The sequence below is a fragment of the Dactylosporangium sucinum genome (assembly GCF_014647515.1).
Taxonomy (GTDB): Bacteria; Actinomycetota; Actinomycetes; order Mycobacteriales; family Micromonosporaceae; genus Dactylosporangium; species Dactylosporangium sucinum.
This window is the reverse complement of the sequence record NZ_BMPI01000058.1, coordinates 1-19,732: the sequence shown is the minus strand read 5'-3', so window position 1 is coordinate 19,732 and position 19,732 is coordinate 1. Positions and strand designations below refer to the sequence as shown.

The 19,732-nt window shown below is 72.1% G+C and carries 22 protein-coding genes; 6 read left to right on the top strand and 16 right to left on the bottom strand.

The features are described 5' to 3' along the window. Nucleotides 1-22: 22 nt before the first annotated feature. Entirely contained in the window at nucleotides 23-1,165 is a 1,143-nt protein-coding gene (locus IEZ31_RS41280; protein ID WP_190255573.1) for an endonuclease/exonuclease/phosphatase family protein, read from the bottom strand. Between the two features lie 52 nt (nucleotides 1,166-1,217). Between IEZ31_RS41280 and IEZ31_RS41275 the strand changes: the two genes are divergently transcribed. Both IEZ31_RS41275 and IEZ31_RS41270 read left to right on the top strand, forming a co-directional pair. After that, nucleotides 1,218-1,841: a CPBP family intramembrane glutamic endopeptidase gene (locus tag IEZ31_RS41275; protein WP_190255572.1), complete on the top strand. Its 624-nt coding sequence runs from the start codon at nucleotides 1,218-1,220 to the stop codon at nucleotides 1,839-1,841. An 18-nt stretch (nucleotides 1,842-1,859) separates the two neighbouring features. Beyond that, complete coding sequence (locus tag IEZ31_RS41270) at nucleotides 1,860-2,714, top strand: LLM class flavin-dependent oxidoreductase (protein WP_190255571.1); 855 nt, start codon at nucleotides 1,860-1,862, stop codon at nucleotides 2,712-2,714. Between the two features lie 11 nt (nucleotides 2,715-2,725). On the opposite strand, the gene IEZ31_RS41265 is transcribed toward IEZ31_RS41270, so the two are convergent. Further along, nucleotides 2,726-3,154 carry a winged helix DNA-binding protein gene (locus IEZ31_RS41265; RefSeq protein WP_229836500.1) on the bottom strand — a complete coding sequence of 143 codons (429 nt, stop codon included), beginning with the start codon at nucleotides 3,152-3,154 and terminating at the stop codon, nucleotides 2,726-2,728. 779 nt (nucleotides 3,155-3,933) lie between these two features. Between IEZ31_RS41265 and IEZ31_RS41260 the strand changes: the two genes are divergently transcribed. Beyond that, nucleotides 3,934-4,743 carry an alpha/beta fold hydrolase gene (locus IEZ31_RS41260; RefSeq protein WP_190255570.1) on the top strand — a complete coding sequence of 270 codons (810 nt, stop codon included), beginning with the start codon at nucleotides 3,934-3,936 and terminating at the stop codon, nucleotides 4,741-4,743. Here the strand turns inward: IEZ31_RS41260 and IEZ31_RS41255 are convergent. From IEZ31_RS41255 to IEZ31_RS41235, 5 genes are all read right to left on the bottom strand, one after another. Further along, nucleotides 4,697-5,905: a L,D-transpeptidase gene (locus IEZ31_RS41255; RefSeq protein ID WP_229836498.1), complete on the bottom strand. Its 1,209-nt coding sequence runs from the start codon at nucleotides 5,903-5,905 to the stop codon at nucleotides 4,697-4,699. The genes IEZ31_RS41260 and IEZ31_RS41255 overlap by 47 nt on opposite strands. 59 nt (nucleotides 5,906-5,964) lie before the next feature. Then, complete coding sequence (locus tag IEZ31_RS41250; RefSeq protein WP_190255569.1) at nucleotides 5,965-6,759, bottom strand: hypothetical protein; 795 nt, start codon at nucleotides 6,757-6,759, stop codon at nucleotides 5,965-5,967. Then, on the bottom strand, nucleotides 6,756-8,006 hold the full coding sequence (locus IEZ31_RS41245; protein WP_190255568.1) for a YcjX family GTP-binding protein: 1,251 nt from the start codon (nucleotides 8,004-8,006) through the stop codon (nucleotides 6,756-6,758). The genes IEZ31_RS41250 and IEZ31_RS41245 overlap by 4 nt, the downstream gene beginning before the upstream one ends. A 165-nt stretch (nucleotides 8,007-8,171) precedes the next feature. After that, the gene (locus IEZ31_RS41240; RefSeq protein ID WP_229836496.1) at nucleotides 8,172-8,819 is read right to left on the bottom strand and encodes a response regulator transcription factor; all 648 of its coding nucleotides are present in this window, start codon (nucleotides 8,817-8,819) and stop codon (nucleotides 8,172-8,174) included. Continuing rightward, complete coding sequence (locus IEZ31_RS41235; RefSeq protein WP_190255567.1) at nucleotides 8,807-9,940, bottom strand: sensor histidine kinase; 1,134 nt, start codon at nucleotides 9,938-9,940, stop codon at nucleotides 8,807-8,809. The genes IEZ31_RS41240 and IEZ31_RS41235 overlap by 13 nt, the downstream gene beginning before the upstream one ends. A gap of 106 nt (nucleotides 9,941-10,046) precedes the next feature. On the opposite strand from IEZ31_RS41235, the gene IEZ31_RS41230 reads away from it, so the two are divergent. Continuing rightward, the gene (locus IEZ31_RS41230) at nucleotides 10,047-11,369 is read left to right on the top strand and encodes an alpha/beta fold hydrolase (protein WP_190255566.1); all 1,323 of its coding nucleotides are present in this window, start codon (nucleotides 10,047-10,049) and stop codon (nucleotides 11,367-11,369) included. 13 nt (nucleotides 11,370-11,382) lie between these two features. Here IEZ31_RS41230 and IEZ31_RS41225 read toward each other — a convergent pair whose 3' ends face one another. The 6 genes from IEZ31_RS41225 to IEZ31_RS41200 all read right to left on the bottom strand — a co-directional run bounded on the left by IEZ31_RS41225 (nucleotide 11,383) and on the right by IEZ31_RS41200 (nucleotide 16,500). Beyond that, a complete protein-coding gene (locus tag IEZ31_RS41225) occupies nucleotides 11,383-11,988 on the bottom strand; it encodes a class I SAM-dependent methyltransferase (RefSeq protein WP_229836493.1) in 606 nt (201 codons plus the stop codon). Nucleotides 11,989-12,101: 113 nt separating this feature from the next. Next, nucleotides 12,102-13,175 carry a TFIIB-type zinc ribbon-containing protein gene (locus IEZ31_RS41220; protein WP_190255564.1) on the bottom strand — a complete coding sequence of 358 codons (1,074 nt, stop codon included), beginning with the start codon at nucleotides 13,173-13,175 and terminating at the stop codon, nucleotides 12,102-12,104. 5 nt (nucleotides 13,176-13,180) lie between these two features. Beyond that, nucleotides 13,181-14,284: an SPFH domain-containing protein gene (locus tag IEZ31_RS41215; RefSeq protein ID WP_190255563.1), complete on the bottom strand. Its 1,104-nt coding sequence runs from the start codon at nucleotides 14,282-14,284 to the stop codon at nucleotides 13,181-13,183. 194 nt (nucleotides 14,285-14,478) lie between these two features. After that, a complete protein-coding gene (locus IEZ31_RS41210) occupies nucleotides 14,479-15,090 on the bottom strand; it encodes a VOC family protein (RefSeq protein WP_229836491.1) in 612 nt (203 codons plus the stop codon). A 4-nt stretch (nucleotides 15,091-15,094) separates the two neighbouring features. Continuing rightward, nucleotides 15,095-15,274, bottom strand: a complete 180-nt coding sequence (locus IEZ31_RS41205; protein ID WP_190255562.1) for a hypothetical protein — start codon at nucleotides 15,272-15,274, stop codon at nucleotides 15,095-15,097. Between the two features lie 17 nt (nucleotides 15,275-15,291). Beyond that, complete coding sequence (locus IEZ31_RS41200; protein WP_190255561.1) at nucleotides 15,292-16,500, bottom strand: MFS transporter; 1,209 nt, start codon at nucleotides 16,498-16,500, stop codon at nucleotides 15,292-15,294. A 101-nt stretch (nucleotides 16,501-16,601) separates the two neighbouring features. Between IEZ31_RS41200 and IEZ31_RS41195 the strand changes: the two genes are divergently transcribed. Both IEZ31_RS41195 and IEZ31_RS41190 read left to right on the top strand, forming a co-directional pair. Continuing rightward, complete coding sequence (locus IEZ31_RS41195) at nucleotides 16,602-17,132, top strand: TetR/AcrR family transcriptional regulator (protein ID WP_190255560.1); 531 nt, start codon at nucleotides 16,602-16,604, stop codon at nucleotides 17,130-17,132. Between the two features lie 10 nt (nucleotides 17,133-17,142). Next, nucleotides 17,143-17,508 (top strand): DUF427 domain-containing protein, encoded by a 366-nt coding sequence (locus IEZ31_RS41190; protein ID WP_190255559.1) that lies wholly within the window; start codon nucleotides 17,143-17,145, stop codon nucleotides 17,506-17,508. Nucleotides 17,509-17,510: 2 nt separating this feature from the next. Here the strand turns inward: IEZ31_RS41190 and IEZ31_RS41185 are convergent, their stop codons facing one another. The 3 genes from IEZ31_RS41185 to IEZ31_RS41175 are packed head-to-tail and all read right to left on the bottom strand — an operon-like array spanning nucleotide 17,511 to nucleotide 19,660. Next, nucleotides 17,511-18,401, bottom strand: a complete 891-nt coding sequence (locus tag IEZ31_RS41185; protein WP_190255558.1) for a septum formation family protein — start codon at nucleotides 18,399-18,401, stop codon at nucleotides 17,511-17,513. 11 nt (nucleotides 18,402-18,412) lie between these two features. Then, nucleotides 18,413-18,769 carry a hypothetical protein gene (locus IEZ31_RS41180; RefSeq protein WP_190255557.1) on the bottom strand — a complete coding sequence of 119 codons (357 nt, stop codon included), beginning with the start codon at nucleotides 18,767-18,769 and terminating at the stop codon, nucleotides 18,413-18,415. Between the two features lie 51 nt (nucleotides 18,770-18,820). Then, nucleotides 18,821-19,660 carry an NAD-dependent epimerase/dehydratase family protein gene (locus IEZ31_RS41175; RefSeq protein ID WP_229836484.1) on the bottom strand — a complete coding sequence of 280 codons (840 nt, stop codon included), beginning with the start codon at nucleotides 19,658-19,660 and terminating at the stop codon, nucleotides 18,821-18,823. Nucleotides 19,661-19,732: the final 72 nt, after the last annotated feature.

Genomic DNA, 19,732 nt, shown 5'->3' with positions numbered 1-19,732 from the left:
GTCACGCGTCGAGATTGATCCGCTACTCTGGGCGCAGTGTTCGCCCGATTTTCACCGGTTGTTGGTCGCTCAAACGGGTGAGGTCGATGTCGGCGAAGATGGCGGCGTGGTCCGAGCCCGCATGGACCGGCTTCGTCATCGTGTCATAGATGGGCCACAGCACGCCCCGCCGGCCACCCCACACGCCCTTGCGCAGGATGCCGCCGCCGGTCGCGGCCGCGAACAGCGCCGGCGACAGCAGGACGTAGTCGAGCTTGTTGCGGGCGGTGCAGGAGCCGTACGTGCCGGGCCGCCCGCCGTCCTCGAAGGCCGGATGTGTCGAGATGTCGCGCAGGTCGGTCTCGCGCAGCAGCGGCGCGAGCGGCTCGCTCTCCGGCGTGTCGTTGAGGTCGCCGACCACCGCGACCAGCGGGGTGCGCTGCGCGCGGTAGATCTCGGCGACCCGGGCGGCCTGCCGCCGCCGGGTGGCGTCGGAGGCCACCTTGCCGCCGTAGCCCTTGCTCTTGAGGTGGTTGACGAGCACCACGAGGTCCTCGCCGGTGGGGGTGGTGAAGTGGTACTCCGGGCAGTCGCGGCTGAACACCCGCCCGCGCTCGTCCACGTCGTCGACGTGGGTCCGCTGGCCGGTGAGCGGGTAGTCCACGGTGGACATCACGCCGACGTCGATGCCCCGCTCGTCGTTGCCGTCGACGACCATGATGTGCTCGTACAGGCCGCGCAGCCCGCCCTCGGCGAAGCGCCGCAGCGCGAGGCGGCTCTCCGCCTCGATCACGGCGAGGATGTCGGCGCGCACGTCGAGGACGACCCGTGCGGTGTTCAGCAGGGCCAGCTCGTCGACCCGGTCGGTGGTGAGCTCGACCCAGCCGATCCAGTCGTCGCGCCCGCCGGCGACCACCTCGACCCGCCCGTCGCGGCGGCGGACGACCAGGCGCCCGCGGTTCTGCCGCAGCCGCGCGAACTTCGCGGTGTCGCCGTTGCGCAGCCCGAGCCGGGCCAGCTCGCGCAGGATGTCGTGCTGGATCTCGGGCGTATACACCGGCTCTTCGAGCAGGTCGCCGATCCGCTGGAACGCCTCGAGCACGGGCCGCCCGAGGGCCCACGTCCGCTGGTCGAAGATCTTCGCCCGGTTGAAGAGGTTCTCGACGTTGTAGCTCGCGATGCGCATCGGCTACGAGAGTAGGGTGCCGACGTTACCTGCGGGTGGCACCGTCCCCCGGATGGCTGCCGAGTTCATCATCATCTTCTTCGTCCTCGTCGGGCTGTTCGCCGTCGTCGACATCCCCGGCGGCCCGATCCCCGTGCTGCTCCTGCTGACCGTCGCCGTCGCCTTCTACTTCCGCCGCGCGTCCGGCTTCGACCGGCGCGACCTGTGGCGGGCCTCGGCGCTGCGACCGGCGCTGCCGTCGGTCCTCGGGCTGTGGGCGGTCGCGGCCGTCGTCGCCGTGGGCGCGGTCTGGGCGTTCGACCGGGAGCATTTCTTCGACCTGCCCCGGCACAACCCCGGCCTCTGGGCGCTCATCGTCATCGCCTATCCGGTGCTTTCGGTGTACCCGCAGGAGCTGCTGTTCCGGGCATTCCTGCTGCACCGGTACGCGCCGTTGTTACGGTCCCCGTTACTTGGGGCAGGCGCGAGCGCGGTCGCGTTCGGCTTCGCGCACATCCTCTTCGGCAACGTCCTGGCCGTCGCCCTCACCCTCGTCGGCGGCTGGCTCTTCGCCCGCCGCTACCAGCAGACCCGCTCGCTGTTCGTCGCCTGCGTCGAGCACGCGCTCTACGGCCTGCTCATCTTCACCGTCGGGCTCGGGCGGTATTTCTACCACGGGACCCAATTCGGGTCATAGCGTCGTAAGGTCGGCCTCATGGACATCGGCATCGGCCTTCCGACCACGCTGGACATCGCCGGCCCCGACCTCGTCGCCTGGGCGCGCCGCGCCGAGGAGCGCGGCTTCGCCTCCCTCGGCACGATCGACCGCATCGTCTACCCGAACTACGACAGCCTCACCGCGCTGGCCGCCGCGGCCGCCGCCACGACCCGCGTCCGCCTGTTCACCGACATCCTGCTCACTCCGTTGTACCGCCCGGTGCACCTGGCGAAGGTGACGGCGAGCGTGGACGCGCTGTCCGGCGGCCGGCTGACCCTGGGCCTGGGCGTCGGCGGCCGGCCCGACGACTTCGCGGCGATGGACCGCCCGTTCAAGCGCCGCGGCGCGCTCATGGACGAGACGCTCGACCTGCTGCAGCGCGCCTGGGCCGGCGAGCCGGTCGCGGGCGGCGAGTTCCCGGTCGGCCCCCGTCCGGTCCGCGGCCGGGTGCCGATCCTGGTCGGCGGCTCGGGCGACCGGGCGGTCGAGCGGACCGTCCGCTGGGGCGACGGCTGGACGATGGGCGGCGGCACTCCGGAGATGGCGGCCCAGACCGTGCCGCGGATCCGGCAGGCCTGGCGCGAGGGCGGCCGCGACGGTGAGCCCCGCCTGGCCGCCCTGTGCTACTACGGCTTCGCCGACGCCACCGAGACGTCCGCCGCGCTGCGCCGCTACTACGGCTTCCTCGGCGACTACGCCGACCGGGTCGCGCAGAGCGCGATCACCAGCCCGGCCGCGGCGGCCGCGGCCGTCCGGGCCTTCGCGGACGCGGGCCTGACCGAGCTGGTCTTCTTCCCGACGATCCCGCAACTGTCCGAGGTGGACGCCCTGGCCGACGCCGTCCTCAAGTAGCCGGCGGCCCGTCAGCGGTGCCGGCCGCCGGGGTTGAGGTGCCGGGCGAGGGTCTCGAGCGCCGCGAGCACCTCGGGCAGCGCCGCCGGGTCGGGCAGCGCCTCCGCGACGGCGTCGTCGACGGGCGTGTCGGTGACGACGAGCAGCGCCCCGGCGGCCCCGGGGTTGACCGTGGCGCGGGTCCGCCGCCGATCGGCGGGATCGACGTCGGTGACGACGTCGCCGGACTCGATCAGCTTGGCGATCGACGCCGACACGTGACTCTGCGGAAACCCGGTCCGCGCGGTGATCTCGCCGATCGAGCTGCCGGGGTGCTGGACGATGTCGACGAGCACGGACCGCACGCTGGCGGGCAGGGAGGCCCCACCGGCGGTCGGCAGCGCGGAGCCGCCGATCTTCATGAGCGTCCGCCCGAGGACAAGCAGCTCCAACCCGTTCACGCCGCCACAATACAACAATTCTGATGCATCAACCCTGATACATCGACACACCCCACCCCCACCCTCGCCGCCGCCACCCCCCACCCTCGCCGCCGCCAGCCCCGACGCCGTCGCCGCCGCCACCCCCGACCCTGCCGGCGACGCCGACGGCGACCCCGCTGGCGCGCAATCTTGGAGTGGCCCCCGAAATGTCCGCTATTTCGGTATAAGGCCGGGACCATAACTCCAAGATCGCGGGCTGGTGGGGCGGATCGCGCGACCATTCCGACGACGGCCACCGGCAGAGAAGCCGGGTGGAGGCCCTAGCCGACTACGCCAACCCGCAGCCCGTCGCTACAGCCCACAGAACCGCAGCGCACGAGACCGCAGCGCACGAGACCGCAGCACACGAGACCGCCGCACAACGAGACCGCAACGCACGAGACCGCAGCACAACGAGACCGCAGCGCCGGATGCGTGCAGCACAACGAGACCCCGACACGCGAGACGACAGCACGCGAGACCGCAGCACGCGAGACCGCAGCACATGAGACCACAGCACACGAAAGCGCAGCGCGGATACAGCGCGCACGAGGCCGTAGCGCGGGTGCGGCCTGCAAGGCTGCGGCGCGGACCGGCAGACCACCCGGCGGTCGCCCGCGAGCCTGCAGCGCCACCCGCGAGCCTGCGGCGCGATCTTCGAGCCGCCCGCCACCCCGAGCCCGACGCCCCGGGCCAAGTGCATCACTCCTGATGCATCATGCTTGATACATCAAATCTGATGCATTACGGTTGGCGGCATGTACAGCTTCGTCAGAGGGAGTGGCGAGCGCCTGCTCGTCATCGTGCAAGGGGGCGACGGGGACGCCGACGGGGCCGCCGGGCTGGTCGATGCGGTTGTCGAACGCGGTGGGTTCAGGGTGCTGACGTACGACCGTCGAGGGCTCTCCCGCAGCCCCGTCGGGGACGGGCCCGTCACCGTCGAGAGCCACACCGACGATCTCGCGCTGCTGCTCGCCCGGCGCGCCAGCGGGCCCGTCGACGTGCTCGGCATCAGTATCGGTGGACTCATCGCGCTCGATCTCGCCGCACGGTACCCGGGACTCGTCCGCACCGTCGTCGCGCATGAGCCGCCGCTCAGCCAGGTGCTCGACGACCCGGCCGAGTTCGTCGGCCGGCAGGAGGCCGTCGAGGAGGTGTTCCGGACCGAGGGCATACCGGCCGCCATGCGGCAGTTCCTCGCCATGACGAGGTTCGACCCCACCGACCAGGAGGACGACGTCGTGCTGCCCGCGCCGAAAGCCGAGCGGGCCGCCAACCTCGCGTTCTTCCTCACGCACGACGCGCCGGCCGCGCGGCGCTTCCGGCTCTACCTCGAACCGCTGCTCCACGAGCCGCCGCACGTCGTGCCCGCCGTCGGGGAACGCTCAGCCGGTGCGCTCCACGCGGCGCCCGTCGAGGCGCTCGCGCGACGGCTCGGCCGGGAACTCGTGACGTTCCCCGGCGGGCACTCCGGTCACGTGCTGCGGCCGAAGGCCTTCGCCGAACAGCTCGTCAACGTGCTCACCACTGCGCCCACTGAACGTTCCAGTCCCCCAGGCCGTCCGTGAGCGGCAGGTTCTTCGGGGTGTTGCGCACCTCCACCACGTCGCCGACGTCGAAGGTGTCGTAGAACCACTGCGCGTTGGCCGGGCCGACGTTGACGCAGCCGTGGGACGTGTTCGCCTTGCCCTGGGACGGGATGTTCCAGTCGGCCATGTGAACGTACTCGCCGGACAGCGAGATGCGGCAGGCCAGCTTGATCTTCTCGACGTAGTAGTTCGGGTTGTTCTTGTCGGTGATCCCGAACGTCTCCGAGCTCATCGTGACCAGCGGCTCCTTGGTCATGAGCACGTGCACGCCGGAGCGGGTGTAGAAGTCGATCGTCTCGCCCTTGTTGCCCGTCGTGCTGCCGCCCTTGCCCATGCTGATCGGGATGCGGCGCACCATCTGGCCGTCGATGTAGCACTCCATCTGGTGCGTGTTCGAGTCGGCGACGGCGATCCGGGACGGGCCGATGGAGAAGCCGGCGGAGGAGTTGGCGTTGCCGTAGACGCCGCCGCCCAGGTCGACGCCGAGCAGGTTGACGCTGACCTTGACCTTCGTGCCGGAGGCCCAGTACTTCTCGGGCCGCCAGTGGGCGCTCTGGCTGCTGACCCAGTGCCACTTGCCCTCGACGGCCGGCTCGGTGGTCACGGTCATCGCCTGCTCGGCGGCGTCCTGGTTCTTGACGGCCTTGTTGAAGTACACGATCACGGGCTGCCCGACGCCATACGTGCCGCCGTTCTTGAGCGCGAGCATCGGGTTGGCCTGGAACGTGAACTGCGCGGTGCTCGTCGGCTTCAGGGTGGTGAAGGTGCTGGTCTGGTTGACGGCGGCGCCGGAGGCATCGGTGCCGGTGACGGTCACCGTATACGTCTGGTTGTAGGCAAGGCCGCCGCTGGACGTCCACTGATGCTTGTCGTCGGCCAGCTTCCCGTCGAGCTGCTTGCCGCCGCCCGCAACCGTCACCGACTCCAGCGTGCCGTTCTCGATCGCGACCGTCACCGGCGCGCCGGGCGACACGTCCTTGCTGTCGGCGGCGGGCGTCACCGTGACCTTCGCCGCGGCGGTCGCCGGCTTGCCCGAGGACCAGGTGCCCGTCCCCTTCGCCCCGCCGTCGGAGCAGGCCGCGAGCGCAGCCCCCGCCGCGACCCCCACGCCGGTGACCAGAGCTTTACGGCGAGTGAACATGTGCTGCCCTTCCCTTCCCCCCGATGAAGACGAGCCCCGGCGGCCGGCGGGTTGCACGATCACATGCTCGTCGCTGTGCCGCTCATCACCGGCGTCTCGCCCGAGCCGTACCACTGGATCCGCGCCCCTCGCGCCGCCCGCACCAGCTCCAGGCGACCGCCCGGCAGGCACCCATCGGCGCCCGCCGACGTGACACGGACCGTCGTCGTCGCGCCTCCCGTCGACATCCCGGCCACACCGTAGTCGCATCCCGTCCCGTCGTCGACCGAGCCCGAATTCCCGCCGCGGATCGTCACCGTGACATCACGCTCGGCGAATTCGCCGGTGAGATGCGCCCGCCACACCTCGTCCGGCGTGCCGGGCCGCAGCGCCGCCCACGCCCCGATGAGCGCCGCGACCAGCAGCACCACGGCAACTGAGGCGACCAGTGGCGCCCGACGACGTGGCCGACCGACCCCCGCGAGGCGCGCCGGCTCGACCGACGACGCCAGCGGGAACGGCGAGGCGATCGTGGCGCGCTCCCCGCGGTACACCTCCTGCGCCGTTCGCAGCGAGAACCGCAGGTCCTCGTCGGCCACCGCGGCGACCCGCCCCGGGCTGGCGAAGCCATAGACCATCACCAACGGCCGCCCGTGCTCATCGGCGCCCAGCAGCCGGTGCGTGCGATAGACCAGCGTCAGTGACCCCACGCGCCGCGTCGCCGGGCCGTCCGCGTCGTCGCCCGGGGCCACCGCGCGCTGCACCAGCGCCCGCCGGGCCGGGTCGGCGAGCGGCGGCGGCACGAGCAGCAGCCGGTAGCCGCTGGTAGCCGTCCGGGCGACCGCGAACGGCCAGCCCTGCACCCGGGCGCTCACAGCCGCGACGCCGGGAGCTTGGCCTCGAAGACGTACATCGTCTTCTGGAAGTGCTCGACGACGTTCCCGCGCGCGTCGGCGACCGCCGCCAGCCGCCGCTCCGCCTCGGTGCGGAACGCGGCGACCTGCTCACCCTTCTCGCGGTACGGGCGGCTCATCCACTCCAGGGCGAGGGTCACCAGCTCGGTGCCGAACGGCCGGCCGATCACCGCGCCGAGCGCCGCGCTCGCGGGTTTCGTGAGCACGTCGGCGACGGCGCCGCCCCACTCCCCCGGCGAGAGCCGCATGACCCGGCGCAGCTGGCTGTTGACGCTCGCGCCGGCGTCCCGCTCGAACGCCTGCCGGAACCGCTTCAGCAGGTCGGGCACGACGGCGGCGAGCGGCACCTCGACGTGCTGCGGCCGGAACCGCCCGTCCTGCCGCTTGTCGATCCGGCCGGTCGCGGGGTCGAACCGGGCGAACTCCGGCCCGACGGCGCTCACCGGGATCAGCCGCACGATGTTGCGGACGTCGACCAGCCCCTGCAGCTGCGGCAGTGCGAACAACGCGTGCCGCACGAGCTCCAGCCGCGCGTTGTCGTCGGCGCCGTCGGGCTCGCCGAAGCCGCGCAGGATGTCCCACTTCGTCAGCACGAGGTAGATCGGGCTGCGGCCGGTGACCATCATGCCGATCATCGGCTGGATCGCGGCGACGAGATAGGCCGTCCCGCCGGGGTCGCCGGTGAGGTACCGCAGAATCTGCCGCCCGTCGAGCATCCCGAGCACGGCGTCGGCGCGGTCCACTTCGGACTCCAGCTCGCGCAGCGCGGCCCCGTCGTCCCCCAGCGCCTCCTCGAGGACCTCGCCCGCGTAGTCGAGGTAGCTGATCCGCAGCACGGGCACCCACCCGTCCATCGCGCGGGCCATGCAATCGAAGGTGTACCGCCGGGTCTGCGCGACCGCGGTCCCGGCCGGCCACGGCTGCCGGGCGTCGCTGACCTGCCGCAGCACGCCACTGAGCCGCACCCGGTCGGCGGCTTCGGCGCGCAGGAAGTACGGCCGGTCGTCGATCGGCACGTGCAGCTCATGGAACAGGCTGGCCAGGAAGACCGTCTTCCCGGCACCGCTGATCCCGAGCGCCACGACCTGGACGGCCGGCACCGGCACGTCCGGCGCCGGTGGTTGCCTCCTGCCCCGCCGCCGCACCGCGACCGCGACGATCGCCCCGGCCACGGCCAGCGCGACAATGATCCCCAAGCCCGTCCCCATCGGCTCGTCCTCCCTCTCGTCGCCTGGACGGATCGGGTCGGCGGCCCGGTGATACACCCTCAGCCGGAGAGCCAGCGTTCGCGCTCCTCGACGGGCCGCATGACGCCGAACATCACCTCCTCGAACGAGTCACCGAAGACGTTGAGGAACCGCGGCTTCTCCCGGTCAGAGCAGCTCGGCGTCGTGGACCAACAGGGCGACCTGGACCCGGTTGTTCAGGTCGAGTTTGGTCAGCAGGCGGGACACGTGGCTCTTCACCGTCGGCACGCCCATGCCGAGGGCGTCGGCGATCTCCGCGTTCGACCAGCCGCGGCCCACGCCCAGGGCCACCTCGCGCTCGCGGTCGGTCAGCAGCGCCAGGCGTGCCCGCGCGGCGGCGCGGCGCGGGCCGGGGACGTGGTCGACGAGCTGCCGCACGACCGCGGGCGACAGCGTGGCGGTGCCCGCGGCGACGGTCCGCACGGCGGCGATGAGCTCGCGCGGCGGCGTGTCCTTGAGCAGGAAGCCGCTGGCCCCGCCGCGCAGCGCTTCCAGCACGTACTCGTCGGCGTGGAACGTCGTCAGCACGATCACGTGCGGCGGCCGCGTCCGGGCGCGGATCCGGCGGGTCGCGGTGAGGCCGTCGACGCCGGGCATGCGGATGTCCATGAGCACCACGTCGGGCCAGTGGGCGTCGACCATGGTCACCGCCTCGGCACCGTCGCCGGCCTCGGCGACGACCTCGATGTCGGGTGAGCCGCCGACCATGATCCGCAGCCCGGTGCGGACCAGCGGATCGTCGTCGACGATGGCCAGACGGATTATGCCGGCCACGGCAGCCAGGCCTCGAGCCGGAACCGGTCACCCGTCGTCCCGTACTCCACGCGGCCGCCCGCCAGCAGCAGGCGCTCGCGGATGCCGACCAGTCCGGCGCCTCCCGACGGTACGGTCGAAACCGCTGCGGCACAGGGATTGCTGACCGCCACCCGGAGCTCCCGGCCGGCAGCCCCGTCGACGAGCACCGACACCGGCGCGCCGGGTGCGTGCTTGCCGGCGTTGGTCAGGCCCTCCTGGACCACGCGGTAGGCGGTCCGCCCGAGCACCGCCGACGGCCCGTCGGGCGGCACGCGGCACTCGTAGCCGACCGTCATCCCGTGCGCCCGCGCGCTGTCGACCAGCCGGGCCAGGTCGGGCAGGCCGGGCTGCGGCGGCTCCGCCCCTTCGGCCGGCCCGTCGCGCAGCACCCGGATCACCGTCCGCAGCTCTTCGAGGGCCTCGTGCGCACTGCTGCGGATCGTGGCGGCGGCGATGGCGATCTCGTCCGGCCGGGCGTCCGACCGTACCTCCAAAGCCCCCGCATGCAGGCACAGCAATGAGATTCGATGGCCGAGCACGTCGTGCATCTCCCGGGCGATCCGGGCCCGTTCGGTCAGCCGCGCCTGCTCGACCCGCAGCTGCTGCTCGGCCTCCAGCCGGGTGGTGCGCTCGCGCAACGCGCCGAGAAAGAGACCCCAGCCGATGGCTCCCGCGGCGGTCGCGGCCCGCATGACCAGGTCCACCCACAGCGGGAACGGCGGCTCGTGCTGCAGCAGGAAATAGCCGGCGGACGTGGCGACGTGGCCGGCCGCGAGCAGGAACGCCGGCCGCGCGGGCCGGCGGACGGCGACGGTGAGGAGCATGGCGAGGATGGCACCGGTCGCCATGACGGACACGGCGCCGAACGGCAGCAGCACCAGCGCGAGCGCGACCGGATGCCGTCGCCGCACGACGAGGGATGCGGCACATGTGGTACCGAGGGCGACGTCGACCGGCCACGGAACGGCCGCGCCGGGGGACGTGGCGTCGCCGATGTACACCATGAACGCGCCGTACAGCAGGGCCGCCGCGATCGCCAGCCCGTCGGCCACCCGGTCCCGCGCGGCCGACCCCGGGGGCACGAGCAGTCCGAACAGCATGGCCGCAGCCTACGTGGCGTGCCGCCGGCTGAGGACCTACCAAAGATGGAGGCCGGGCGTCCTCGGGCGGATGTGCCGCGCGGGTTCTCCGGCGACCATCGCCGCCATGACGTACGTCCTCGTTCTCGCGGCGGCGTGGGGTGTGACGACGGCGCTGTCGATGCCGCGCGGGCCGTTGACGACCGCCGAGGCCCTGACATCGATCGTTATCAGCATCGCCGTCGGGCTGGCCGCGGGCCGGCTGTGGCGCTCCCGCTGGACGCTGCTGGCGGCCCCGGCCGCGTTCCTGCTCGCGTTGGAGCTCGGCCGCATCCCCGTGCGCGGCCCGTCGGTGGACGCCCCGCACGCGAGCGCGTTCGGGTTCGTCGCGCTGGTGGCGGGCCGGGGTGTGCACGGCCTGCTGTCGGTCTTCCCGATGCTGCTGGGCGTGTCGTACGGCCGCGGCGTCGCCGGCGGGTGGAAGCGCCTCGTCACCGGCGCGGCGACGGCCGTCCTGCTCGTGCTCACGGTGCTCGTCGCCCTGCCCGCCCGCACGGCCCCGCTTCCGGGCGTGGCCGAACTGACGACGGTCGACGGCCTGAACGTGATGATCCGCGGCGGGCACACCGCGCGGCCGGTCCTGCTGTTCCTCCCGGGCGCTCCGGGTGGCTCCGAACTCGGCGCGATGCGCAAGCATCTGTCCGCCCTGGAGGACAGCTTCGTGGTCGCGACCCTGGACCGCCGGGGCGGCGGCGCGTCGTACGCGGCGCTGGGCCGGACCGTGACGATGGACGACGCGATCGCGGACACGCTGGCGGTCACGGACTATCTCCGGACCCGGTTCCACCAGGACAAGATCTTCCTGCTGGGCCACTCGGGCGGCTCGCTGGTCGGCGCGTTGACGGCGCACCGCCATCCCGAGCGCTACCGCGCGTACATCGGCACGGGCCAGGCCGTCGACGTCGAGGCGAGCGACAAGCTCTTCTACGCGGACATTCTGGCCTGGGCCCGCACGGGCGGCCGCACGTCGCTGGTGCGCCAACTGACCGACCAGGGCCCGCCACCATGGAAGGACGTCTACGCCTATGAACCGATCATGCTCTATGAGAACGAGGTGTACGGCCAGCGGTCGGAGTTCGTTGTCGATGTCCCCGAGTACACGCTGCTGCAGAAGGCCCACACGCTGAACGCGATCCTGGACACGTGGACGCTGTTCTATCCACGGGTCCAGGACGTCGACCTCCGCCGCGAGGTCCGGTCGCTGGCGGTCCCGGCCTACTTCGTCCAGGGCACGAACGAGATGCGCGGCCTGGCGGTGCTGTTCGCGGAGTGGTATGAAGCCCTGGACGCCCCGGTGAAGCGCCTGGAACGCTTCGAGGGCGCCGGCCACCGGGCCATGTTCGAGCAACCGGACCGGTTCGTGACCTTCATGGCGTCACTGCCCACGTGACAGACTCTCGGGGTCACGCGCCCGCGGACAGCCAGGTGCGGTCCTCGGTCAGCCAGGTCAGGCTGGTGTAGCCCGCCTCCTCCAGGGCCGATCGCAGCTCGTCCTCCGTCAGGCGCCGCGCGGTGAAGGTGTGGTGCCACGCCTTCCCCGCCGAGGCGTAGTCCATCGTCGCCGCCAGCAGGGGGCCTTCGCGGGTGATGGAGTGCAGGCGGTACCGGAGCGTCCCCCGCACGACGTCGAACGGTTTCGCCTCGTCGAACCACGACGGTGGGTGCCACTGCACGAGCAGGCGGTCGCCGTGGCGGCGGGCCGTGGCCAGCATCGCCGTGCGGTCCTGCGGCGACGGGGTGTTGATCAGGTGGCTCGCCAGCAGGACCGCGTCGAACCGGCGACGCAGGTCCGCGTCCTGGATCCGGGCGCGCACCGTGTCCAGGTCCTCGGCATGCGCGAGCATCTCCGGCGACTCGTCCACGCCCGTCACCGGGTGGCCGAGCGCGGCCAGCGGTCGCAGGATGCGGCCCGTGCCGCAGCCCAGCTCCAGCACCGCCGCGCCGGCCGGGAGCGCCGCGTGCACGAGGTCGGCCTCGCCGGCCGGCGGGGCCAGCGCGTAGAACTCCACCGGACATCCGTCCGGCGTGTTGCCTTGTGGCCCTCTGGCCACCATGCTACGGTCCTTTCGCGGACACAAAAGCCGGGACGGCCCCGGGCGAACCCCGAGCCGTCCCGGTCCCGTCAGTGCGACTTCGTGTACCAGATCAGGAACACGATGGCCGCGATGGCCAGGACGCCCGCCGTGATCGCGGCGGCGATCTTCGCGGCGCTGTACGGGCGCTCGCCCGCCACCTCGCCCGTGCGGCCGTTGACCTGGATGCTGTAGGTCTTGCCCGCGTAGATGTAGCAGGCCAGCCAGATCGGCAGCAGCATCAGCTTGAACGTCACGTCGAAGTACTGCGTGTCGACCTGGTGCACCCGCTGCTCGTCGCCGCCGATGTCGTCCCGGCAGTCGCGTTCGATGTCCGGGGCCATCTTGCGCTTGGCGTGCTCCAGGCCCGCCTCGGGCTCCACGTCGTACCGTAGCGTCTCGTGCCCGACCAGGTACTCGGGGCGGTAGGGCTCGGCGTCCGTCAGCGGCCACGGGTCCAGCGCCTCGAGGTGCTTCACGGGCACCTTCGTCGTGCCGGTGACCAGCACGTCGTCGAAGGCGCGGCCGACCGTGCCGCTCGCCGGGTACCAGCGGGTCTTGCGCACCTGACGGGTCTTCGTCTCACCGTTCTCGGTGTACGTCTCCGTGTCCCAGTAGTGCTCGCCGCGCTCGCCCCGGTAGTCGGAGACGGTCTGGGTGTCGAACGTCCAGTGCGGCAGATAGGTGCTCTTCGCCGACTCCGCCTCGGTGACCTTCTTGAGGCCGTTCGGCGCGAACCAGCGCGACGACGCCCACTTGCCGAGCGACTCGCGCAGCGCGCGCTTGTCGAGGGCGAAGGGCAGCACCGCCTCCGGGACCACCAGGTCCGCCGCGTTGACCTCGGCGACGACGGCGGCGCCGCAGAAGCGGCAGCGGTCGGAGATCGCGTCCGACTCGGTCTCGGCGCCGCAGTTGCGGCACTTGAAGACGTTCTTGGCCAGCAGGGCGACCGGCTTGCGGGGCAGGCCGGCGAACTGAGCCCAGTCGTGCTCGCGGACCTCGCGGGTCGGGGCGGCGAGCTGGGTCTCGTGCCCGCAGTACGGGCAGCGCAGCACCGAGGTGCCGGGCGCGAACTCGACGTTGGCGCCACACCCCGCGCAGGGGTACTGGGTCTGCAGCACCATGGTCGTCAGCCCTGCGGGGGAAGGGGCGGCGGGACGGCGGCGAACAGCGATCCGAGCTCGGCGACCTGATCGGCCGGGGTCCAGGCGGCCATGCCGTTCTTCCACACCAGCGTGGTGCGGACGATCGCGCCGGAGCGGACCTGGGCGGCGAGGGCGTTGAGGTCGAACGGGCCGGCCTGGGTGCCGTTGACGCCCGCGAACCACTGGTCCTGCTGGGGCAGCGGCGGAGGACCGGCCGGCGGCGGGGCGGCGGAGGGCTGGTTGATCGCGGCCGCCATCCGCTGGCCGGCGGCCATCCCGAGGCCCAGGCCGAAGCCCTCGCCGGCACCGCCCTGGTTGTTCGCGGCGTCCTCCATGGCGTTGGCGGCCTGGAACTTCGTGTACTGGTCGAGGTTGCCCAGCACGCCCATCGAGGTGCGCTTGTCGAGCGCCTCCTCGACCTCCGGCGGCAGGGAGATGTTCTCGATGATGAACTTCGGGATCTGCACGCCGTAGCCGGACAGCTCCTCGGTCAGCACGCCGGCCAGCTTCTGGCCGATGACGAGCTGCTGCGCGGCCAGGTCGAGGACCGGCACCTGGGCGGCGGCGAGCGCGCTGCCGAGGTGGCCGACGATGAGCTGGCGCAGGAACTCCTGCACCTCCTCGGTGCGGAACTGCGGGTCGGTGCCGACCAGCTCGCGCAGGAGCTTCTCGGGGTCGACGACGCGCAGCGAGTACGCCCCGAAGGCGCGCAGCCGGACCATGCCGAACTCGGCGTCGCGCATCATGACGGGGTTCTGCGTGCCCCACTTGAAGTCGGTGAACTGCCGGGTGTTGACGAAGTACACCTCGGCCTTCCACGGCGAGTCGAAGCCGTACTTCCAGCCCTTGAGCGTCGACAGGATCGGCAGGTTCTGCGTCTGCAGCGTGTAGGTGCCGGGCGTGAAGACGTCGGCGATCTGCCCCTCGTTGACGAAGACGGCGGTCTGCGACTCGCGCACGATGAGCTTGGCGCCCATCTTGATCTCGTTCTGATACCGCGGGAACCGCCAGACGATCGTGTCCCGACTGTCGTCGAGCCACTCGATGATATCGATGAATTCGCCCCGGACCTTGTCCCAGAGTCCCACGGCAGTCCCCCTAGCGGATTTTCTGCGGATCTTCGCGACCATGACGCTAACAACAGTTTCCGCCCGGGATGCAACTGCTGTCGGGAAGCCGAATCAGCGGATGATCGGCGTCGTTGTCCGCGACCCTCGGTGAGGGCGGGTGAGCAGCGCGAACAGCCGGTCGCCGCCGGGCGCGGCCAGGTGGCCGCCGGCCGTCAGTCGCGGCCCTGCCAGGTGGTGATGCACACCTCGTTGCCCTCGGCGTCGGCCAGGACCCAGAACGCGGGCGCCCGGTCGGCCGACACGAGCGTCCCGCCGGCCGCGAGCGCGGCGGCGATGCGCGCCTCCGCCTCGTCGTGCGGCACGGAGATGTCGAAGTGGATGCGGTTGCGCTGCGGCCGGGGCGCGTCCATCTGCTGGAACCACACGGCCGGCCCGACCCCGAGCGGGTCGACCACGGCGTTCGGGTATCCCGGCTCGTCCTGGTAGGCGAAGATCGCCCGCCAGAACGGCTTGACCGCGGGGATGTCGAGCGCGTCGATGGCCAGCTCGACCAGCTGGGTGCCGGTCGGCTCGACGCTCAGCCCGGCCTCGCGCAGGGTGGCGGTGAGCCGCCTTGCCGGCTCGACGTCCTCCGCCGGCAAGGTCAGCAGGACCGTGTCCGCCCGCAGCACCAGCTGGAGCTGCCCGTCGCCGGCGTCGGCGCACCGGGCGGCGACCTCGGCCGCCTGCCCGATGGAGCCGACGGGCACCGTGGCGCGGATGGTGCCCAGCACATACCGCCAGCCGAGGCCGCCGACGGCGTCCTGAATCTCCGAGCGTTTCACGCTTCTACATATACAGGTCGACCCCGACGCCGTTGGTGACGGTCGCCGCGACCTTCTCCCCGTGCTTGGACCCCATGAGCTGGGACAGCGTCTCGGCCTGGGCGTTGACCTGGGCCCGGCGGGCGGCCGGGTCGACCTGCCGGCCGGCCGGCGGGACGCTCCAGGTGGCTGCTGATACGTTCATGCCGCTGCCATCGGTCCTCACCCGGCCGACCTGAGGGTTATCCGCCACTGCGCCGCCAGCCCGCCCGCGGCGGCGAGGACGATCGCCAGGCCGTAGCACAGCGTCGTCGGCAGCAGCCCGAGCGGCGCGACCAGCTGGCCCGCCACGATCGCCGGGACGCCGAAGGACAGGTATGCGGCCAGGAACACCGCCGCGAACAGCCCCGCCCGCTGGTGCGCCTCGGCCAGCGGCCCGACCGCCCGCAGCGCCCCGGAGAACGTGGCCCCGAAGCCGGCCCCGCCGACCAGCCCGCCGACCCACAGCAGCGCGAGCACGTGCCCGGCGATGCCGGCGACCACGATCGCCGCGCCGGCCAGCACGGCGGCCGCCCCGAGCATGATCACGCGGCGCGGCGCGTACCGCCCGAGCACGAACCCGGCGACCGCCGCCGCGGTCGGCGGCACGAACGCGGTGGCCCCGTTCAGCAGGCCGCTGTCGATGCCGAACAGGTCCCGGATGATCGTCGGCGACAGGCCCATGAACAGCCCCGCGAACATCCACGAGGCCAGGTGCACCGGCGCGGCGGCGGCGAACTCGCGCCGCGCCGCCCTCGGGACGGCGACCCGCGGCCGGAGCGAGGCGAGCGCGCCCGACTGCCGCGTGACGGTTTCCGCCGAGCGTGCGGCGCATACGGTACCGAGGAGCATGAGCACCGCCAGCGTGACGAACACGATGTGGTTCGCCTGGTGGGTGAACTGGATGGCCACGCCTGTCAGCAGGGCGCCGAGCCCCAGCCCGCCCGCGGGCGCGACGGCCCCGACGATCGCGCCGAGCCGCTTGTGCTCGGGCGGCGCCAGCTCCACGAGCGCCGCCGTGAACGCGCTGCTGGCCGCCCCGGTGGCGATCCCCTGCACCACCCGCGCGGCGATCACCCAGCCGATGCCGGGGGCGAAGACGAACATGAGCATCGCGACCAGCTCGACGGTGAGCGCCCCGACCAGCACCGGCCGCCGCCCGACGTGGTCGGAGAGCGAGCCGACGACGAGCAGCGCGGCGAGCAGCCCGATCGCGTACGCGGCGAAGGCGATGGTCAGGACCCAGGGCGCGAACCCCCACTGGCGCTCGAACAGCACGAGCAGCGGCGTGGGCGCGCCGGCGGCGAGGTACAGCGAGGCGAACGCGACGCCGGCGCCGGCGAAGGCGACGCGGGGCGGCAACGTTCTGGTCGGCGTCAGCGTCATGGCCATGTCTGTGGCGCTCCCTAAAAGCAAATCCCTTTGCGTTACGCTTGGGACCGTACCCGCCTGAGTCCCGCTTAAGGCAAAGTTGTTTGCGTTAGGAGCGTCACATGACGGCCCCAGCCCGCCGGACCGGCGGCCGCAGCGCGGCGGTCCTGGCCTCGATCCGCTCGGCCGTCGAGGACCTGGTCCGCGAACGCGGCGCCGAGCGCGTCACGATCCCGCTGGTCGCCGAGCGGGCGGGGGTGAACCCCACGAGCGTCTACCGGCGCTGGGGCGACGCGGCCACGATGATCAACGACATCGCCACGTACCGCCTGGATCCGTCCCGACCGCTGCCGTCGACGGGCAGCCTGCGGGACGACCTGATCGCGTGGGCGGCCGAGATCGTCACCCACTACCGCAAGCCGGTGAACGCGGCCCTGCTCCGGGCGGGCGCGGCGGTGGCCGGCGAGGGCCAGTCCGACTGCCTCCGCAACCGCCGGCTGGAGGCCGCGCAGCTCGTCGCCGACTCGGCGGTGACGGTCGAGGAGGTGGTCGACACGGTGATCGCCCCGATCGTCTACCGCGTGATCTTCCTACCCGACTCGCTGGACGACGACACGGCCGTTCGCCTGGTCGACCGGTTGCTGCCTGCCTAGTGTTGACCCCATGAGCCGACCGCACCTAGTCCCAGGCCCGGACCATCCGATCACGATCGAACCGTCGAGAGCCCGCGTGGTCGTCCGCGTGGGCGACAAGGTCATCGCGGACACCACGGACGCGCTGACCCTCCAGGAGGCGACGTACCCACCGGTTTACTACATCCCGCTCTCGGACGTGGACGAGTCCGCGCTGCAGCGCACGGACCACTCGACGTACTGCCCGTACAAGGGCGACGCGTCGTACTACAGCATCGGCGACCTGGAGAACGTGGTGTGGAGCTACGAGACTCCGTACCCGGAGGTGGCCCCGATCGAGAAGCGGGTGGCCTTCTACACCAACAAGGTGGAACTCACGGTCGTCAACACCGACTGACGTCAGAGGGAGACGTTGCCGACGCCCTTGAGGGAGCGCCCGAGCTCCTTGCCCTTCGCGGTCACGTAGCAGCGGGCCGAGCGGTCACCGTGCTGCCAGCCGATGCCGGTCGTGGTGCGGAACGGAAGTGCGCCCACGGTACGGCTGGCATGCGAACGCGACATGCCGGTGTAGGCAAGCGCCTGACGTTCGCACTCCGCGTCGAACAGGTTCGCGAAGGCCATGAACTCCGTCGGAAACTCGGCGACGTCGGTGCGCCTCGCGAAGCCGACGAACTCGGCGTAGTGCGGCTCGGTGCAGGCCACGGGCGCGAGGTTGGTGGTCCGGCCACCGGAAACGACCCGCTTCGCGCAGCCGATCGTCCGGGGCGAACCGGGCCGCAGCGAGTCCTTGAAGGTCTCCTTGACCGGGACCAGCCGGTTGTTCTGGAGGTCCACGGCGGCAACGTCGCAGCGGAACGAGCGGACACCGGCGCGCCACTCCGGGATCGTCGGCGGGTGCATGTAGACGTACACCTGGCCGGTGTGCCAGGCGGCGCCGAGGTACGTCTCGGCCGCCTTCTCGCACTCCGCGTAGAGCGGGGCGAAGTCGGTCCGGGCCGGAACCTCGGCGCCGGCGGCCAGCGTGCCGGTGATCCGGCCCACGTGGACGGTCTCCATGTGGTGCTCGGCAGCGCAGTCGACCGGCGCCGTGAAGTCGAACGCGAGCGCGTCACTCGCCTCGTACGCGGTCGTCGTCCAGCAGTCGCCGACCGCCGGGTCCTTCGGCTCGGCCGCGGTCGAGGTCGAGGCGGACGGGGCGGACGGGGCCGCCGAGTCCGACGAGCCGGACGCCTCCGAGCACCCCGCCGCACCGAGCAGCAGTGCCCACGCCACCAGCAGCAGTCGCCGCACCGTGCACCCTCCTAGATCAACGACCACCGCAGCATCCCAAGGTCGCCAGTGGGTGGCCATCGACCGAACAGTTGACCTTGGTGCAGGCTGGGCCGCGTGGACGGGGAGCGTATCGAGCGGTATCGACGGGTCGGCGCGGCGCCGTGAAGCAGGTGCCCCCCGGCCGCATCGCCCAGCACGACGACGTCGAGGAGCGGGTCGCCTACTGGGACGGCTCGGACGCCGTCCGGCGCCGCCTCACCGCACTCCACCAGGCCACCAGCCGGCTCGTCCTGTTCCTGGAGCACATCCCGGGCACCGTCAGCGAGTGGCTGGGCGGGCGGCTCGACGACGACACCGCGCAGGTACGCCGCGACCGAGGCCGCCATGACCGGCTTCTTCGACGGCCTCGTCCTGCGGTCGAAGCTGACGCCGTACCCCTACAGCGGCAGGTGACGCGCCGGCCGGAAGCCCAGCAGGGCCGCCGCGGCCGACGTGTCGATCGGGGTGCTGCGGCCGGGGATGGGCGCCCGGATCGGGGTGTCCGGGTGGTGCTCGCGGATGAGGTCCTCGGTCGGCCAGGGCGCGAGGGTCTCCGGGGCCGCCAGCAGCACCGCGTGGAAGCCCGACAACGGCACCGTCAGCGCCAGCCGGACGGCCTCCGCCGCGTCGTCCACGTGCAGGTACGACCACGAGTCGTGGGCCACCAGCGCCGGGTTCGCGCGCACCGCGTCGGCCATGCGGTGCAGCTGCTCCCAGCCGACCGTGTACGGGAAGCGGAGCGAGACGACCGACGCGCCGTAGCGCAGCGCGACCATCGCGCCCGTCGCCTCGTCGACCTGCTTCGACAGCGCGTACGGGTCGGCGACCTGCAGCGGCGCCCGCTCGTCCAGCGGATAGTAGGGCGGGTGGGCGCCGTGCGGGGAGAACGCCGTGCCGAACATCGCGTAGCTGCCGGCGAACACCAGGCGGCGGACGCCTCGGCGGGCCGCCTCGTCCAGGACCACGAACGTCGCCTGGGTGTTGCCGCCGAAGACCTCCAGCGGCGTCCCGTGGTTCGGTGAGGGACGGGCCGCCAGATGTACCACCGCATCCACACCGTCACCGAGAGCGTCCGCGACGACCGCGGGATCACCGGCCGAGCCGACGACCAACCGATCGACCGGCAGGTCGGCGGCAGGCTCCAGCGAGAGCCCGACGACCGAGTCCCCCGACGCGGCCAGCAACGACACGACCGCCCGGCCGATGTTGCCGCCGGCCCCGGTGACCAGAATCCTCACGGCGCCTCCGCTTCGCTCCGGCCCCGCGAGACCTCGCTGAGCCCATGGTGAGCGGCCCCTCCGCTCCGCTCC

Bases quoted from the DNA above. Each gene is read 5' to 3' on its own strand.
- IEZ31_RS41195 (WP_190255560.1), top strand. From the start codon at position 16,602: ATGACGGCCCCAGCCCGCCGGACCGGCGGCCGCAGCGCGGCGGTCCTG.
- IEZ31_RS41280 (WP_190255573.1), bottom strand. From the start codon at position 1,165: ATGCGCATCGCGAGCTACAACGTCGAGAACCTCTTCAACCGGGCGAAG.
- IEZ31_RS41255 (WP_229836498.1), bottom strand. From the start codon at position 5,905: ATGTTCACTCGCCGTAAAGCTCTGGTCACCGGCGTGGGGGTCGCGGCG.
- IEZ31_RS41275 (WP_190255572.1), top strand. From the start codon at position 1,218: ATGGCTGCCGAGTTCATCATCATCTTCTTCGTCCTCGTCGGGCTGTTC.
- IEZ31_RS41230 (WP_190255566.1), top strand. From the start codon at position 10,047: ATGACGTACGTCCTCGTTCTCGCGGCGGCGTGGGGTGTGACGACGGCG.
- IEZ31_RS41270 (WP_190255571.1), top strand. From the start codon at position 1,860: ATGGACATCGGCATCGGCCTTCCGACCACGCTGGACATCGCCGGCCCC.
- IEZ31_RS41200 (WP_190255561.1), bottom strand. From the start codon at position 16,500: ATGGCCATGACGCTGACGCCGACCAGAACGTTGCCGCCCCGCGTCGCC.
- IEZ31_RS41220 (WP_190255564.1), bottom strand. From the start codon at position 13,175: ATGGTGCTGCAGACCCAGTACCCCTGCGCGGGGTGTGGCGCCAACGTC.
- IEZ31_RS41260 (WP_190255570.1), top strand. From the start codon at position 3,934: ATGTACAGCTTCGTCAGAGGGAGTGGCGAGCGCCTGCTCGTCATCGTG.
- IEZ31_RS41245 (WP_190255568.1), bottom strand. From the start codon at position 8,006: ATGGGGACGGGCTTGGGGATCATTGTCGCGCTGGCCGTGGCCGGGGCG.
- IEZ31_RS41180 (WP_190255557.1), bottom strand. From the start codon at position 18,769: ATGGCGGCCTCGGTCGCGGCGTACCTGCGCGGTGTCGTCGTCGAGCCG.
- IEZ31_RS41190 (WP_190255559.1), top strand. From the start codon at position 17,143: ATGAGCCGACCGCACCTAGTCCCAGGCCCGGACCATCCGATCACGATC.
- IEZ31_RS41205 (WP_190255562.1), bottom strand. From the start codon at position 15,274: ATGAACGTATCAGCAGCCACCTGGAGCGTCCCGCCGGCCGGCCGGCAG.
- IEZ31_RS41235 (WP_190255567.1), bottom strand. From the start codon at position 9,940: ATGCTGTTCGGACTGCTCGTGCCCCCGGGGTCGGCCGCGCGGGACCGG.